Below are 15,927 nucleotides of genomic sequence, written 5' to 3'. Positions count from 1 at the left end.
GATTCCACCACAAGGTTCACCCCGGCCAGGGGATTCCCCGAGGTATCGGTCACGGTGCCGGTAACGGTGGCCTGTGGTGGTTCCAAGACAGTGCTCGCCTGCATATAAAAAGCACAAAAGGGCATTAAAAAGATATAGAGGAGCACGAACAGGGATGCCCTGCGCATGCGTATTGTTATGAGTTGCATAAATTGAGTTCTTTTAATTAAAGCGTTAGTTATTTTCCACACTGCCCCATAAGTCACGTAAAAGCCGTAACTTCCTAAAGGACATCAAGGTTCGGATATAGGCCATCCTGCCCGGGCAAAAACATACCCAGAAATAGGATTCCTAAACCAAAAAAGACCATGGTTTCGTGATCGGGCCGGTTGCCCTAAAAGTGCAGTTGTTGATTGTGGGACAAAAGGATATAGTGAACCGGAAAAATGTGTAACGTGTATCCCACAACCGTGGCCTAAGGATTATACAGGATTCTTTGGCTTCTTTTTAAACAGGATATCAAACACCGAATGCGATGCCCCAAAAATCGGACAACAACACGGAGTAAACCCTACATAAAAAAATTGCCAAATGTTTCCCATAACCCAAAATGGTTGGGCGACACCCCGAAAGGACCAAAGAAACCAAACGCTAAGAAGAATGTTGAAATGAACCAATTACCCAAAAAAAGGCGCGGAACTCAACTTACTGCACTAGGGGCACTGGTATGCCTTGGAAACAATAAGAGAGCCCACGCCCCGGGTCGTGAGCAATCTACTTATTATCTCGTTTCCATAAAAATTACCAGTTTTCTAGTACGAGACTCTAAGCGAAAGCTTCAAATATTGTCTAAACGAAGAATCGCAAAAATAAATATTCTGATGCCAATATATAAAAATTATCACTCACCCCAAAGTATGTGATAATAATTATTGCTATTCATTCCTTAGCGGATAACTCAAAAGTATGCAATTGGAGCTGATTATATCTGAATTTGACTTTTGGATAAAGGAAAATATCCGAATTGCCAGAATCAAATCAAATGTAGATCAAGTTCAGTTGTCGCATAGATTAGGGGTGTCGGAAGGCTATATTGGAAATATTGAAAATCTTAAAAATCGAGCCAAGCCCAATACTAGAATGATTTCCCGTATTGCCTATGCTTTAAATTTGAATACATATCAAGACTTATTTCCTAAACAGGTATTAAAAAACGATGTAGTAAGTATAAAGCTGGAGCTCTTAAAAACCAACACAAGAAAACAAATCGTAAATGATAACGGGGAAGTCCCAGAAAGATTTAACCTAATGTCTATTGAGCCGCTTAGCCAAGATGAAATTAATCGCTGGCATATATTGAAAAAACCACATTTAATCGATGCCAAATTAAGAAAAAGAATCTTCAAATAACCTATACACAAATGAATACCTGTCACACCTATTTAAAGGTGTTCTTTTCGGTTTAAATATCGCTCCAAAACAACAAATCCCATCTTAAATGATTTGCCTTTTAACGCCCTGAGTAAAATTCTTGATCACTCCAAACTCTCTACCACTGAAATTTACATTAAAGAATTACCAACACATGTGATGGATGAATATCAAGAGAGATTAGAAATTTAATAGCCAAAATCAATTCCGCACAAGATTATGCTTCTTGAGGCTCATCTGCATCTTGAGCCACATTATTGTTAGCGTCTGGCTCTTCCAATAACGGAACTTCAAATATCATAGGTACGTTTGACTTAAGAGCTTTGCCCGCCGCAATTGCCTGCCTAAACTTTAAGTTAGGCAACATGGCAGCGATACCTTGTCCAAAATAGTTAGAAAGAAACTCACTACTTGTTTTATCAAATTCTTGAAATGCAATAATTGTATTACATTGAGTCAAAACAGTTTTAGAAACATTTGCAGTTCTTTGTGCAATTACTAAAAGACCAACATCATATTTCCTGCCTTGCAAAGCTATTTGAGCAATACTATTTAAAAGTGATTGAGAAGATTTATCTGCAATACCTACAAAGTTCCATTCTGGTATAACTGTGTGTGCCTCTTCTAACACAATACAAACTTTATGATTAAAGCACTTTTCAGCTTTTGCGATTGAAAAAAGTGCTTTAAACAATTGTCTTGTATATTCTAATATACTGGCCGTATTTGAAACATCTGGCAATTCAAAAATGCTTATTTTTTCATTATCATCATTAAGAAACTCAGATAATGAATCACTTAAAGTCTTTTTTATAAAATCATCTGCCTGCTTTAATTTAGCTTTGTCTTGTTGGTTTCCAAATTTTTCCAATTCATTTGAAACCCATTCAAATGTTTGATATAGCTTGGCATCGTCTTCATCAGAAACTATCTTAGCTGGACTAAGGTCTTGAAATTTGCCTTGGTATTCACCCGTAAAATCAATACAAATTACCTTGATTGTTTCATCTTTTAGATATTCTCGAATAAGATTTCTGGCAAAAACGGATTTACCAGTCCCTGTAACACCTAAAACAGCCGTATGGTGCGTTAGAGCAATGTTTTTATCAAGAATGACAGGAAAATTTGTATTAGGAATACTACCTATTTTTAATTCGTGGTCTTCACAATTAAACTCGTTTATTTCTGAAACAACGTAGACAGGCGAGTTAATATCAGGAACCCAACCAAACTGTTCAAACCTTACTTTATCATGGACCCAAACTCCTAACTGAATTGCTTCACCAATAATAAAACCAGTTTCATTTTTGCTTTCTAACTGCTCAATGCGAGTAATCCCTTCAACAATTTGGTAATAAACTTTCTCCTTGGATTTTCCAACATTTACGACAAGCAACTGACCTTCTTGAATTTGAGCTTTAGAATTGTAAATGAATTTAATGCGTGAAATTGCAGAGTTTTCAGTAATGATTCCCACAAACTTTTCCAGATAATCATTCTGAGGTATCTCGGTTATCTTATAAATAATATCGCTTTCATGATCCTTATAAACTGCCTTATTGCCAAAAATTTTGCTGATTTCTTGCCCAGTTAAAACTTTTATCCATTGTTCCTCATTCAATAAATAAGAATCTAGGACAATGCCCTTTCTAATTATATTCTTTTCATCTATGGAATACACAAATTCTACAAAATCAAAGAGTTTTAAAGATTCTTCCCTTTCTGGAAAAAGTTTAACTAAAAATGTATTCTTTGATTGGACTCCAAAAATTGCACCTATTGCATTTCTCGAACCAATTTCAGTTTTGCTTTCAAACAAAGCATTTATTGCACCTGCCACCGCTGGAAGGTTAACAATCATAAAAATGACCCAGTATAAAAGAAGCGTATTAAAGCCGTTACTGTCGGTGGAAAATTGAATTAATACACCCCAAAGAAAGAATGCAGAAAACAGGGTTTGAGGTCTTCCTACTTCCCTATTTAGTTTTGAAAAGAGCCTGATTGATTTACTCTCTTTCGATAAAGGTCTGCTTCTTAACAGCATTAAAGTATAGCTACTTATGGTAAGATATATTGTGAGCACAAGGAATGCCCAAAATACCCAATTTCTATTTTCTTCATTGACAAGCAACAACGAAATTCCTGCCGTAACAGCATTGATGAATACATTGGAATCTTTTGAAAAATGGGGCTGATCAACAAGTGATAGAAGAATTAATAGCAGAAATCCGGATGTAAACCAAAAGTCATGTAAAAGGAAATTAAAGCTTCCGGTCACTATGCGCCCAATAACAATTAAAATTATCAGGGACAGCCCTAAAAAAATAAGTCTTTGATTTTTTTTCATCGGATAGTTTTCAATTTCCTAAATAGTTCAACCATAGCCCAAGTGTCTAATTTACAATATTCAAGAAGCTTTTGTCGTACTTCATTTTTATCCTTATCAAAGCCACTATCCAAAACCATCCGACGCCATAGGTCTAAAGCCATAGTGCCATTTTGAACTTCCAGTTCATCATAGCTTAATTCAGGGAGAAGAACAGGCAAAACCTTCTTTATTGATGTTGATCCATGGAAGCGATAATCAACATATTCTGTTTTGAATATATCCTCTAAATCAAACATATTGGAATTCATATACTCCAGATACTCGGCATGATGGGGAAGCCATTCAATCATGTCACTATTTCTGCCCATTTCAAAACTTTTGTGCCATGAAATAAATGTTCCTACCATTCCAGTATAATCCAACATTGACTTTGCCATCTGGTCGGGCAATTCAAGCTTTTCTGCAAGAAATTCAAAATGCTCAATTGAACCATCGGTCTGCATTGTATGAATTGAGACCTGAAAAGGAATATGTTAATGCGGTTTCACCCCATCAATTCGTGGCACGGCACTGGCATAGGTCTCGTAATCGATGAAATGTAAGGGAAACTCTAAAGAAGATAGAATTTTGTCAATCTTAGCATGTGCAATTATGGGGCTGTCTTTTCGCGCCGATTGTAGTTGCAAGGCCTGTTTGGCATTTAAATTAAAATTGTTGGGTATATCCTTGATTCCAAGAATACCCGCATCATGAAGCTCCTCAATTTTATTAGCGCGGATATTTCCTATTTCATAAATGCTAAATTCCGGAATATCCTCATTGAAATAACCGAAACTATCGCAATGATTTGTACGCGTGTTTAATCGACAAGAACACTTCGTCTCATCAATGCTGGCTTGATTAATATAGTGAACCGCTTGCTCTACTTCCAACGCTACATCCGTATAAACTTCCTCTATGCGATCAGTGACCTCTTCTACGGTTAATAATGCCCCAGGATCAATAACACCATTTCGAATGTAATCCTTATTCAAATGAATAATAGAAACTTTCGAGACTTTATACCCATTTTGTTCCAATACATATTTTTGAAAACAGGCATCTTTAAGATGATTATGCTTTTTATCGGTCTTGACACTTGTGGATGATTTCACCTCATAAATATGCCAGGTATTATTATGAAGATGTTCCAAGACATCGATACGAGCAAAAACACCTATATCTGTTTTAAATGCGGCCTGAAAAAAACAAACACCGTCATTCTCCAACGCGTCCTCTGTGTCCTTTGGCGTACCAAATTCCGGTAGCTTTATACCATGAGGAAATAATTTTTGTGCAAACTCTTCAACCTCATACCCTTCATCAATTAGTTTTTGAAGAAAAAGAGAGAATTCGCCATTCGGGTATTCATCGGGTTTGTTTTTGAATAACCAAAGTGATTCTGGGCAATTTAAATATTGTATGTAATCTGTCTTGGTTAGTTGCATTATGAAAGCCTATCTATGGGCTAGGAATGAAAAATAATCATTTTGAATAAAAATCTTACAATTTTTGTATTATTGAAGTCTTTCCCCCGATTAATTACCCTTTTTAACCAATCTCAATTGTGGTCTAATAGCCTTAAGTATTAGATTTGAAACCAAACTTGTAAACATTGAAGACTATAATGGCCAAAAAAGCTAGCACTAAAAAAGAAAAACCGATTGAAGTAACCCTGTGGGATGCCGCAAATAAGCTAAGAGGTAGTGTTGAACCTGCCGAGTATAAACACGTAGTCCTAAGCCTGATTTTCTTAAAATTTGCTAGTGATAAGTTTGAAAATCAAAGAGCAAAACTTATAAGTGAGGGTAAAGAAAAATACTTAGAGATGCCTGCTTTCTATAATCAGAACAATGTGTTCTTTTTGGAAGAAGCGAGCAGATGGAATTATCTCATTAAAAAATCAAAGCAGAATGATATTGCCTTATTGATTGATACTGCCCTTCACACTATTGAGAAAAATAATAAAGCCCTAAAAGGCGCATTGCCAGATAACTATTTTTCACGTCTAGGCCTAGATGTTACCAAACTAGCTTCCTTATTAGACACCATCAATAAAATAGACACCACAAAAGATCCAAAACAGGATTTGGTTGGCAAAGTATATGAGTATTTCCTATCAAAATTTGCATTAGCAGAAGGAAAGGGCAAAGGAGAATTCTATACACCAAAAAGTATCGTCAATCTGATCGCTGAAATGATTGAACCATACAAAGGTATAATCTATGACCCCGCTTGCGGTTCAGGCGGTATGTTCGTACAAAGTATCAAGTTCATTGAGGCCCATCATGGTAATAAAAAGGAAGTTTCCATTTATGGGCAGGAATACACAAATACCACGTACAAACTGGCAAAAATGAATTTGGCAATTCGTGGGATTAGTGGAAACCTTGGGGAAAAAGCCGCTAATACCTTTTTAGATGACCAGCATAAAGATTTAAAAGCTGATTTTATAATGGCTAACCCTCCTTTTAACCAAAAGGACTGGAGAGCCGAAAATGAACTTTTGGATGACCCGCGTTGGATGGGCTACGATGTACCTCCAAAAAGCAATGCCAACTATGGCTGGATTTTAAATATGGTGAGCAAACTCTCCGACAATGGTGTCGCTGGTTTTATCTTGGCCAATGGTGCACTCAGCGGTTCTGGCGAAGAATACAAAATCCGCAAGAAGCTTATTGAAAATAAGCTAGTTGAAGCAATTTTGGTTCTACCTCAAAACATGTTCTATACCACAAATATTAGTGTCACACTCTGGATATTGAATAAAAATAAGAAAAAGCAGACCAGAAAAATTGGTGATGAAATCCGTAACCACCGTGATAGAGAAAACGAAATTCTGTTCATGGACTTGCGGGAAACCGGAATTCCATTTGAGAAAAAATATATCCAGTTTTCCGATGATGACATTAAAAGGATAACAGGCACCTACCACCAATGGCAGGTTGAAGAAATAGAAAATATCCCTGAATTCTGTTATGCCGCTTCTATTGAAGAAGTTGAGAAAAAAGACTTTTCTCTGGTCCCAAGCAAATATATTGAGTTCATTAACAGAGATGAGAATATTGATTTTGATGAAAAAATGAACAACCTCAAAAATGAGGTTAGCGAACTTCTAAAAGAGGAAGCCCAAAGCAAAAAAGATTTATTAAACGTGTTCAAAGAGCTGGGATATGAAATCAAATTATAGACCCATTGGTGAACATATACAGCTCGTAGATGAGCGAAATAGAGATTTGCGCGTGAACAATCTTTTGGGCTTGAGTATTTCAAAAGAATTTATCCCATCTGTCGCAAATACCGTGGGAACCAATATGTCAAACTATAAAGTCATTCGAAAAAATCAATTTGCTTGTAGTGTAATGCAGGTTAGGCGTGATAAAAAAATGCCGGTTGCTTTGCTGAAAGAATATGATGAAGCTATTATTTCACAAGCTTATCCAGTCTTCGAAGTAAAGGATGAACAAAAGCTATTACCCGATTACTTAATGATGTGGTTTGAAAGAGCGGAATTTGACCGTGAAGCTTGTTTCCATGCAGTTGGAGGTGTTAGAGGAAGTTTGGATTGGGAAGATTTTGAGAACATGAAACTGCCCATCCCTCACCCAGACAGACAAAAGGAAATTATTACGGAATATAAAACCATTGAAAACCGGATTAAACTAAATGAGCGACTTATCCAAAAATTGGAAGAAACCGCACAGGCAGTCTACAGGGAATGGTTTGTAGATTTTGAATTTCCTGATGAAAATGGAAAACCCTACAAAAGTAGTGGTGGAGAAATGGTATTTAATACGGATTTGATGAAAGAGATTCCAAAAAGTTGGGAGAACAAGGCAATTTCAGAAGTAGGTACTTTAAAAGCTGGTGGTGATAAACCAATCAATTTTTCATCAGTAAAATCAAATGATTTTCCTATCCCCATTTACTCTAACGGAACCACAGATGACGGACTATACGGATATACCGACAAACATAATTATCCAAAAAACAGCATCACTATATCTGCAAGAGGAACAATTGGTTTCTGTGTTTTACGTAGAGAAGAATTTGATGCTATAGTTAGATTGTTAGTCTTGATACCACACACATCAATAGCTGCGATTTATTTATGGCAATCTATTAAACAAATTGACTTTGACAAATCAGGATCGGTACAAAATCAACTTACAATTCCACAAATTTCTTCAATAAAAATAATATATCCAGAGTTAGAAATTTTAAAAAAATATGACTCTCTTACAAGTCAATTTTACCAATACTCGGAAACCTTGAATAAAGAAAACCAGAAGCTGAAAAAATTAAAAGACTTACTGCTTTCCAAAATGACCAAAATATAAGATTAATAGATTATGCAATTAAATTACTTTCCAATACATTTTGAATTTTCCGATTATCAGGTCATTACAGTACCATATTCTGATGAACGTCTTCATGAGTTGAGACAAGACTATAATTCCTCATATTCATTCTTTAGAGATGGAGAATCAATTGTAATTTCTAACAAAGATGATCAGGAAAACCAGCTTACAGGATCTGTTGGAAAGCGATCTGTTTTTATGGACCCTAGAGTTACTTCATCTTTAGTAAAGCACATTTTTTTCAGAACATTCAAAGACCGATTTAAAGGTTTTATTCCTGTAGACTTTTACCCCTTCCGCTTTTATTCACGCCAAGAAAAAGATGATTTAATCCTCAATTTTTTACCGGAAAATCTAAAACATAAAATCGCTTTTAAGAAGTTGATTGAAGTCCAAATCAGACAAACCAATATCAACAACTCCAAAGGTTTTGCATTCGTTATTAACATTCGAAGAAATTGGGTCTTCAATATCTCTTGCCTAGAGTTACATAAAGAAGGATTTGACCTATCAGACTTTGAAGTCTTGCACACAGAAACACTACCAGGGTTGGATAATGTATTGGCTCCTAATGAAGACTTTGTAGGGGTTTTGAAATCAATAAACGGTGAAACAGCAATAGTTTCTACTAGTGAGGGTGAACAGACATATTCCTTAAAAGAGCTTTTCATTCGTAAGACAAAAAGGAATATCGAAGCTTATTTAAATTTTTCTGTTGGGGAACAAAAGTGCAATCAAATATTGTCCACTGTTTATCAAGAACGTATTAAAAAACAGAACCCCGTAAACCAATTCAACGAAATTGGTAAAATTGCAAAACACCTGTTTTCTGAGAAAGGTAAGCCTATATTATTTCAAAATAGAGATGGTTTCTGCTTTCAAGTTGATATTAATCCCTTGGATGTGCAAAACAGCATGAATCCACAAACACCAACCTTCATCTATGATCATGCTGGCACAAAGAAAAATAACATGAATGCTGATATGGGATTATCCAACTATGGGCCATACGATAGCATTAGTTTTGATATTAAGAGTCCTAGGATACTGAGTATATGTCATAGATCGAAGCGTGGAGATTTCACAAGATTCTTATCTCACCTAAAAGATGGTATTTCTGATTCAAAATACTTTCAAAAAGGACTCCTTAAAAAGTATGAGCTTCAGGAAGTAAATTATTTTATTCACGAAATTACGGATTACACGTTACAAGAATATCTGAGTGCAATTAGTAATTATGATGAAGAAAAACCGCATCTAGCAGTTATAGAAATCCCCGGAACTTTTAAAACTTTACCAGACTCTCAGAATCCCTACTTTAAAATAAAGGCAAAATTACTTTCACTTGAAATCCCAGTACAATTTGTTCGTTCCTCAACTATTTCTAGTTACTCAGAATATATACTGAATCCATTAGCCTTACAAATCTATGCAAAGCTAGGTGGGACTCCTTGGGTACTTCCAGCACAACGATCTGTAGACAGGGAAATTGTAATTGGTATTGGACATAGTTGGTTGCGCACTAAAATGTATAAAGGTGCTGAAAGTAGTCGTGTTGTTGGAATTACAACTTTCATGTCAAGTGACGGCCAATACTTGTTGGGCGATAAGGTTAAAGACGTTCCTTATGAAAGCTATTTTGAAGAATTGCTCAAAAGTTTAAAAAGCTCTATTAACAGACTTTCAGAAGAATATGCTTGGCAAGAAGGTGATACAGTTCGTTTGATCTTTCACATATTTAAACCAATAAAAAATATTGAATTTGATGTAATCAGTAATCTGGTGAAAGAAATAAGTCAGTTCAATATAAAATTTGCCTTTGTAACAATTAGTAAAAGTCATCCAAGTATTCTTTTTGATACAAGTCAACAAGGAGAAAAAAAATATCGAACAGATCAAGTAATTGGCAAATACATCCCAATTAGAGGAAGTAATATTTTTATAGATGACGAAACAAGTTTAGTCCAAATGTTAGGGGCAAGAGAACTCAAAACAGCCAAACATGGTATGAGTACGCCTATTCAAATTAAAATTAGAAAACCGCAAGGGAATCATGATGACTCACATCTAAAAGACCTGATGTTTTACGATTTAAATTATATAACCCAACAGATTTACTCCTTCACCTATTTATCTTGGAGAAGCTTTTTACCTAGGGAAGAGCCAGCAACAATGTTGTATTCTAATCTAATTTCTAGACTCCTTGGTAAGATGAGAAATATACCGGAATGGGATGCAGACAATCTAAACTATACATTAAAGCGTAAAAAATGGTTTTTATAGAAGAACGACATCAGTTCCTAAGGAGTTTAGATGGACAGCCAAAACAAATGGCTCTATATGCATTGGTTTCGGATGAAAACTTAACCTTTCCCGATAATGAACTTTCTGAGACTGATAGAATTTACTATTCTTCAATACAAGCCATCAAAAAGAATTCAAAAAAAGATTTTAGTGCTCAATACTCCAAAATTTCAAAACGAAAGGTTTCAGAAAACTCTTCTGCACCTTTTATTCATGATGACTTTTTAATATATGCCCTAATAATCGGGGTAATCAAATTTGATTGTGATAAAAACTGGTTACTTGTAGTAATTAATAATCGAGCAAAAGGTGACTCCACGACCACTTTTGAAAATCTTCTAAATGAGAACTATCAAAGTAAAGCAAACAACCAATCTATCGTTTTGACACTTATTTTTTTATTGGATAAATCAAAATTATCAAATGAATTATTGAATGATGCGTACGACTCTATGTGTGATGCCCATCAGTCATTTAAGAATGATTTTAATCGTATCATTCATTATCGGGCATTTGATATCATCATAAAATACAAGCTTCCAAATGATGTCGATAAAGTATCTAGATTATTAAACTTTGAAGCGCGTTTCTTGAAGAGAATAAATATTTTCACCTATATAGTGTACAATATGTTTCTCATATTATTACTATTTGTGGCATATAAATCAATGCAAGCCTTACCCGACGATATAAAATCAAAGATTAATGATATTGGTATAATAATCGGGATTGGGGGAATTGGCCTTTTGGGTAACATTATTCCAATCTTGAGAAAAAAATTTAAGGAACTCACGTTAAGAGTTTTTGGTTACATATAGAATATGAAATTCACAGAAGAAAAATTAGAAAATGCATTTACTGAGCTATTGGGGCAACAAGGTTTTCCCCATCACTTGGGCATTACTATTACTCGCCAACCAGATGAAGTAATTATTGAGGAGGACTTAAGGTCTTTTTTGCTTGACCGATATGCTCACAAAGCCATTACCTTAAATGAGGTTAACTCTATTATTCTTCAATTAAAATCCTTACCAGCTTCTGATCTGTACGAAAGTAATAAGACCTTTCTACGAATGCTTTCAGACGGCCTCATACTAAAAAGAGAAGACCGGAAGCAAAAAGATATATACATACAACTTATCGACTATACAGGGCTTTCAAAACAACGTCGTCCTAATAAAGAAGATTTAGTTTCTATTTCCGCAGAACCATCAGAAGAGTATCCCACTGACAAAAACATCTACAAATTTGTCAATCAACTTGAAATCATCGGTACAGAAAAGCGAATACCGGACGGCATTGTATATATCAATGGCCTACCTGTAGTCGTATTTGAGTTTAAAAGTGCTATTCGTGAAGAAGCCACGATTTTTGATGCGTATAAACAATTAACCATTCGCTATAGAAGGGATATTCCTGAACTTTTTAAATACAATGCCTTTTGCGTCATTAGTGATGGAGGGAACAACAAAGCGGGTTCTTTTTTTGCTCCTTATGAATTCTTTTATTCCTGGCGAAGAGTAGCTGGTCTAGCAAAAGATGTGGACGGTATAGACAGCATGTTTACCTTGATTCAGGGAATGTTCGATAAGAACCGTTTGCGAGACATCATCCGTAATTTTATTTATCTACCCGACAATAGTAAAAAAGAAGAAAAAATTGTTTGCCGTTACCCACAATATTATGCGGCACGAGCTTTATACGACAATATCAAATTAGCACAAAAGCCTGATGGTGACGGTAAAGGTGGTACTTATTTTGGTGCTACAGGGTGTGGCAAGAGTTTTACCATGCTATACCTCTCAAGACTTTTGATGAAAAGCGAATATTTTGAAAGTCCGACCATTGTTTTAATCACAGACCGAACTGACTTGGACACACAGCTTTCCGAACAATTTATAAATGCCAAAAAGTTTCTGGGAGATAATACCGTAGAAAGTGTCGAAAGTAGGTCTGATTTGAGGGATAAGCTCCAAGGAAGGCAAAGTGGTGGCGTATTTTTGACCACCATTCATAAATTTACGGAAGACACAGAATTACTTACCAGAAGAACAAATATCATATGTATCTCTGACGAAGCACACCGAAGCCAGACTAATCTCGATCAAAAGATAAAAGTGACAGAAAATGGTGTTACAAAAACCTTCGGTTTTGCAAAATACCTCCATGATTCCTTACCTAATGCCACCTTTGTTGGATTTACTGGAACACCCATCGATGCAACTCTAGATGTTTTTGGTAAAGTCGTGGATGCGTACACGATGACTGAATCGGTAAAGGATGAAATCACCGTTCGCATAGTTTATGAAGGAAGAGCCGCCAAAGTTGCCCTGAAAAATGGCGAATTGGAAAAGATTGAAAAATATTACGAAGAAGCAGCTGAAATAGGTGCCAACGAATATCAAATCGAAAAAAGTAAGGAACAAACTGCCAATATGTACGCTATCCTAGGCGACCCAGACCGCTTGAAGGCAGTTGCCGAGGATTTTGTAAATCACTATGAAAAACGTATTTCAGAAGGTGCTACAGTAAAAGGGAAAGCAATGTTCGTAAGCAGTAGTCGTGAGATTGCCTACGAACTTTATAAGAATATCATTGAACTCCGCCCTGAATGGTCAGAAATTAGAAAATCTGAAGAAGGTGCTGAACTCACCGACAAAGATAAGCGTGAGCTTAAACCTATTGAGCGCATTAAAATGGTCATGACCAGAGGGAAAGACGATCCGAAGGAACTTTATGACTTATTGGGCACGAAAGAATACCGTAAGGAACTAGATCGCCAATTCAAAAATCCAAAGTCGAACTTTAAAATTGCCATTGTCGTGGATATGTGGCTAACAGGATTTGATGTGCCATTTTTAGATAGTATTTATATTGACAAGCCTATTCAACAACACAACCTCATTCAAACCATTTCACGGGTAAACCGCAAATTTGAAGGTAAACACAAAGGACTGGTTGTTGACTATATCGGTATTAAAAAACAAATGAACCAGGCACTTGCTAAGTACAATAAGGGCGATGAAGACAATTTTGAAGACATTGAACTATCACTAGTAGTGGTCAAAGACCATTTGGATTTATTGGGTAAGCTCCTGCACAAGTTTGACAACAGCAAATATTTCAATGGCAGTAATCTAGAACAACTAAACACCTTGAACATGGCTGTTGAATTTGTACAGCAAACCAAGGAAATAGAAACCCGATTTATGGGGTTGGTCAAACGCCTTAAAGCCGCTTATGACATTTGTGCCGGAAGTGAAAAGTTATCTCAAAAAGAACGTGATTATACTCACTTTTATTTGGCGATCCGTTCAATTGTATTCAAACTAACAAGAGGTAATGCACCAGATACAGCCCAAATGAATGCTCGGGTTCGTGAAATGATTAAGGACGCCCTTCAAAGTGATGGTGTAGAAGAAATCTTCAAATTGGGTGAAGAAGGAGAAACCGAACAAGACATCTTTGATGAAGACTATTTGGCCAAAATTGACAAAATAAAATTACCCAATACCAAAATTAAATTACTGCAACAACTTCTTGCCAAAGTGATTGGTGAGATGCGTAAAGTAAACAAAGCGAGAGGAATTGACTTTTCCAAGAAGATGCAGGCCATTGTTGAACGCTACAATAACAGAGATGCAAACGACATCTTTAAAAGTGAGGTTTACGAGGAAATGGCCAATGCCCTCACCGATTTAATTTGGGAAGTTCATAGAGAGTTTAACGCTGGGGATGATTTAGGTATTAGCTTCGAGGAAAAGGCTTTTTATGATATTTTAAAAGACCTTTGTAAAAAATATGACTTCACCTACCCAGAAGATAAACTGATTCAATTATCAAAGGCCGTTAAAAATTTGGTAGATAGCCAAGCAAAGTTCCCCGATTGGAACAAGCGGGATGACATTAAATCTGCCTTAAAAGTGGGGTTAATTCTGCTATTAGATGAATACGGCTATCCACCAGTCGAGCGAGATGAAGTCTATGTAGAGATATTTGAGCAAGCTGAAAATTTCAAAAAATATAATGACTAAGCTTAATTATGCTTGAAATAAATCTAACACCAGAATTTATCCAATTAGTCTATACTTATGGAGATACTCCTTTTAATCCTGATGATTGGGTCGTTCAAAAACTAAAGGAAGATGGTTTAGTAAGATTTAAAAGAGGTGTATTTACTTTAACACCAGGTTTAGTTGCTGATGCATCTCGCCTTGAAATCGAAACTCAGGACTTTATAGTCGATTACCATGAATATGAACATATAACCTTCAATATTGGTTCCCTGATCACATTAAAGAAAGACGGAATCGAAGATCAATACTATAGAATACATCCAAATGTCCTCGTTGAAGAACAAGAAATCTATATTCATAAAGATTTAAATATCGATATTGATTTCTTTCTTGCTGAAACTAATATTTCGGTTTTTGGGAAGATTGCTGAATTGGTTAGTGAAGACTTCATTGTCGGAGGAAGTATACCTAACTGTATGCCAGCTGAAGATTTCTATACCCTGATAAAAAACTTTCCAACTACCCACGAAAAAAAACTTTATGCACAAGCTAGAGTCTCTGCTGTTCTGAGAAATTATTTTGATAGCACCAAGGACGCACAAAGCCATTTTGTAAAATACAGGAACAGAAAACCCTCTCTGATTAAAAATCAATTGAGAAAAGTTTTTAGTGAATATGAGATTGAAAAATACCGAACAATCTATGACAAACTAAAATCGATGCTTGATGATGAGGAAGATTTTAGTGAAGCGCAATGGCAAAAGGAAATTATCGATATTCTGTTGATGCTTTATCCAAAATATATAGCAGTGTTCGATAATGTCCACATAAAGGTGGATGACCAGAAAAATAAATATTTGGACTATCTATTTGTTGATGCAAATGGCCATATAGATATTATCGAAATAAAAAAACCCTTTAACAATGCAATAATGACCGGAAATTTATATCGTGGAAACCACATCCCACTTAAGGAATTATCTGGAACCGTAATGCAATTGGAAAAATACATTTACTATTTAAATCGATGGGGCCAACGAGGAGAGAAAAAATTAATCGACAAATACGGCAAATACCTACCAAATGGCTTTGAAATACATATTACAAACCCAAAAGGCTTAATCATAATGGGGCGTGAAAATAACTTATCCAAAGCACAAAAAGCCGATTTCGAAGTCGTTAAAAGAAAGTACAAAAATGTAATCGATATTCTTTCCTACGATGACCTATTGCAAAGGTTAAAATTTACAATAGAGCAAATTAGGTCCATATAATTTGAATTTTTGTGGTTTCTCTCAAAAAAATATGAAATCACGCTTAAAATCAGTAAAATTTCAAGTTTTTGATTCATTCAAATATCGACCTCACCTCTCGATGCACCTTTAAATAATGTCGCTCCAAATCCCCTTCCTTGATTTCAAGGGGTTTGGGCAATCCTTTTGGAATTTCAGGCTTTCGAAACTGCACT

Annotated in this window: 11 protein-coding genes; 7 read left to right on the top strand and 4 right to left on the bottom strand. The window is 35.7% G+C overall.

Annotated features, from left to right (window positions below):
- A partial coding sequence (locus tag K1F36_RS15225) for a carboxypeptidase-like regulatory domain-containing protein (RefSeq protein WP_220114617.1) occupies positions 1-188 on the bottom strand: 188 nt, incomplete at its 3' end.
- 757 nt (positions 189-945) lie between these two features.
- On the opposite strand from K1F36_RS15225, the gene K1F36_RS15220 reads away from it, so the two are divergent.
- Positions 946-1,389, top strand: coding sequence for a helix-turn-helix domain-containing protein (locus K1F36_RS15220; RefSeq protein WP_220114616.1), 444 nt, complete (start codon positions 946-948; stop codon positions 1,387-1,389).
- Between the two features lie 238 nt (positions 1,390-1,627).
- On the opposite strand, the gene K1F36_RS15215 is transcribed toward K1F36_RS15220, so the two are convergent.
- Genes K1F36_RS15215 through K1F36_RS15205 form a run of 3 tightly spaced genes read right to left on the bottom strand, consistent with a single transcriptional unit; the run spans position 1,628 to position 5,226 of the window.
- Complete coding sequence (locus K1F36_RS15215) at positions 1,628-3,757, bottom strand: ATP-binding protein (protein ID WP_220114615.1); 2,130 nt, start codon at positions 3,755-3,757, stop codon at positions 1,628-1,630.
- Complete coding sequence (locus tag K1F36_RS15210; RefSeq protein WP_313790082.1) at positions 3,754-4,269, bottom strand: DUF2779 domain-containing protein; 516 nt, start codon at positions 4,267-4,269, stop codon at positions 3,754-3,756. The genes K1F36_RS15215 and K1F36_RS15210 overlap by 4 nt, the downstream gene beginning before the upstream one ends.
- A gap of 3 nt (positions 4,270-4,272) precedes the next feature.
- On the bottom strand, positions 4,273-5,226 hold the full coding sequence (locus K1F36_RS15205; protein WP_220114613.1) for a hypothetical protein: 954 nt from the start codon (positions 5,224-5,226) through the stop codon (positions 4,273-4,275).
- Between the two features lie 179 nt (positions 5,227-5,405).
- Here K1F36_RS15205 and K1F36_RS15200 point away from each other — a divergent pair, with 179 nt between their 5' ends.
- From K1F36_RS15200 to K1F36_RS15175, 6 genes are read left to right on the top strand one after another with little or no spacing between them, the layout of a single operon-like run.
- Positions 5,406-6,968 carry a type I restriction-modification system subunit M gene (locus tag K1F36_RS15200; protein WP_220114612.1) on the top strand — a complete coding sequence of 521 codons (1,563 nt, stop codon included), beginning with the start codon at positions 5,406-5,408 and terminating at the stop codon, positions 6,966-6,968.
- A complete protein-coding gene (locus K1F36_RS15195; protein WP_220114611.1) occupies positions 6,952-8,118 on the top strand; it encodes a restriction endonuclease subunit S in 1,167 nt (388 codons plus the stop codon). Before K1F36_RS15200 ends, K1F36_RS15195 begins: the two co-directional genes overlap by 17 nt.
- Before the next feature lie 12 nt (positions 8,119-8,130).
- On the top strand, positions 8,131-10,422 hold the full coding sequence (locus K1F36_RS15190; protein ID WP_220114610.1) for an argonaute/piwi family protein: 2,292 nt from the start codon (positions 8,131-8,133) through the stop codon (positions 10,420-10,422).
- Positions 10,410-11,261 carry a hypothetical protein gene (locus K1F36_RS15185; RefSeq protein ID WP_220114609.1) on the top strand — a complete coding sequence of 284 codons (852 nt, stop codon included), beginning with the start codon at positions 10,410-10,412 and terminating at the stop codon, positions 11,259-11,261. The genes K1F36_RS15190 and K1F36_RS15185 overlap by 13 nt, the downstream gene beginning before the upstream one ends.
- 3 nt (positions 11,262-11,264) lie before the next feature.
- On the top strand, positions 11,265-14,477 hold the full coding sequence (locus tag K1F36_RS15180; RefSeq protein ID WP_220114608.1) for a type I restriction endonuclease subunit R: 3,213 nt from the start codon (positions 11,265-11,267) through the stop codon (positions 14,475-14,477).
- An 8-nt stretch (positions 14,478-14,485) separates the two neighbouring features.
- Complete coding sequence (locus K1F36_RS15175; RefSeq protein WP_220114607.1) at positions 14,486-15,733, top strand: Shedu immune nuclease family protein; 1,248 nt, start codon at positions 14,486-14,488, stop codon at positions 15,731-15,733.
- The last annotated feature ends 194 nt before the right edge of the window (positions 15,734-15,927 follow it).

The sequence above is a fragment of the Flagellimonas abyssi genome (assembly GCF_019457905.1).
Taxonomy (GTDB): domain Bacteria; phylum Bacteroidota; class Bacteroidia; order Flavobacteriales; family Flavobacteriaceae; genus Flagellimonas; species Flagellimonas abyssi.
Note: the sequence above shows the minus strand (reverse complement) of the source record. Positions and strands in the feature narration are given on the sequence as shown.

Bases quoted from the DNA above. Each gene is read 5' to 3' on its own strand.
- K1F36_RS15195 (WP_220114611.1), top strand. From the start codon at position 6,952: ATGAAATCAAATTATAGACCCATTGGTGAACATATACAGCTCGTAGAT.
- K1F36_RS15220 (WP_220114616.1), top strand. From the start codon at position 946: ATGCAATTGGAGCTGATTATATCTGAATTTGACTTTTGGATAAAGGAA.
- K1F36_RS15190 (WP_220114610.1), top strand. From the start codon at position 8,131: ATGCAATTAAATTACTTTCCAATACATTTTGAATTTTCCGATTATCAG.
- K1F36_RS15200 (WP_220114612.1), top strand. From the start codon at position 5,406: ATGGCCAAAAAAGCTAGCACTAAAAAAGAAAAACCGATTGAAGTAACC.
- K1F36_RS15215 (WP_220114615.1), bottom strand. From the start codon at position 3,757: ATGAAAAAAAATCAAAGACTTATTTTTTTAGGGCTGTCCCTGATAATT.
- K1F36_RS15180 (WP_220114608.1), top strand. From the start codon at position 11,265: ATGAAATTCACAGAAGAAAAATTAGAAAATGCATTTACTGAGCTATTG.
- K1F36_RS15185 (WP_220114609.1), top strand. From the start codon at position 10,410: ATGGTTTTTATAGAAGAACGACATCAGTTCCTAAGGAGTTTAGATGGA.
- K1F36_RS15175 (WP_220114607.1), top strand. From the start codon at position 14,486: ATGCTTGAAATAAATCTAACACCAGAATTTATCCAATTAGTCTATACT.
- K1F36_RS15205 (WP_220114613.1), bottom strand. From the start codon at position 5,226: ATGCAACTAACCAAGACAGATTACATACAATATTTAAATTGCCCAGAA.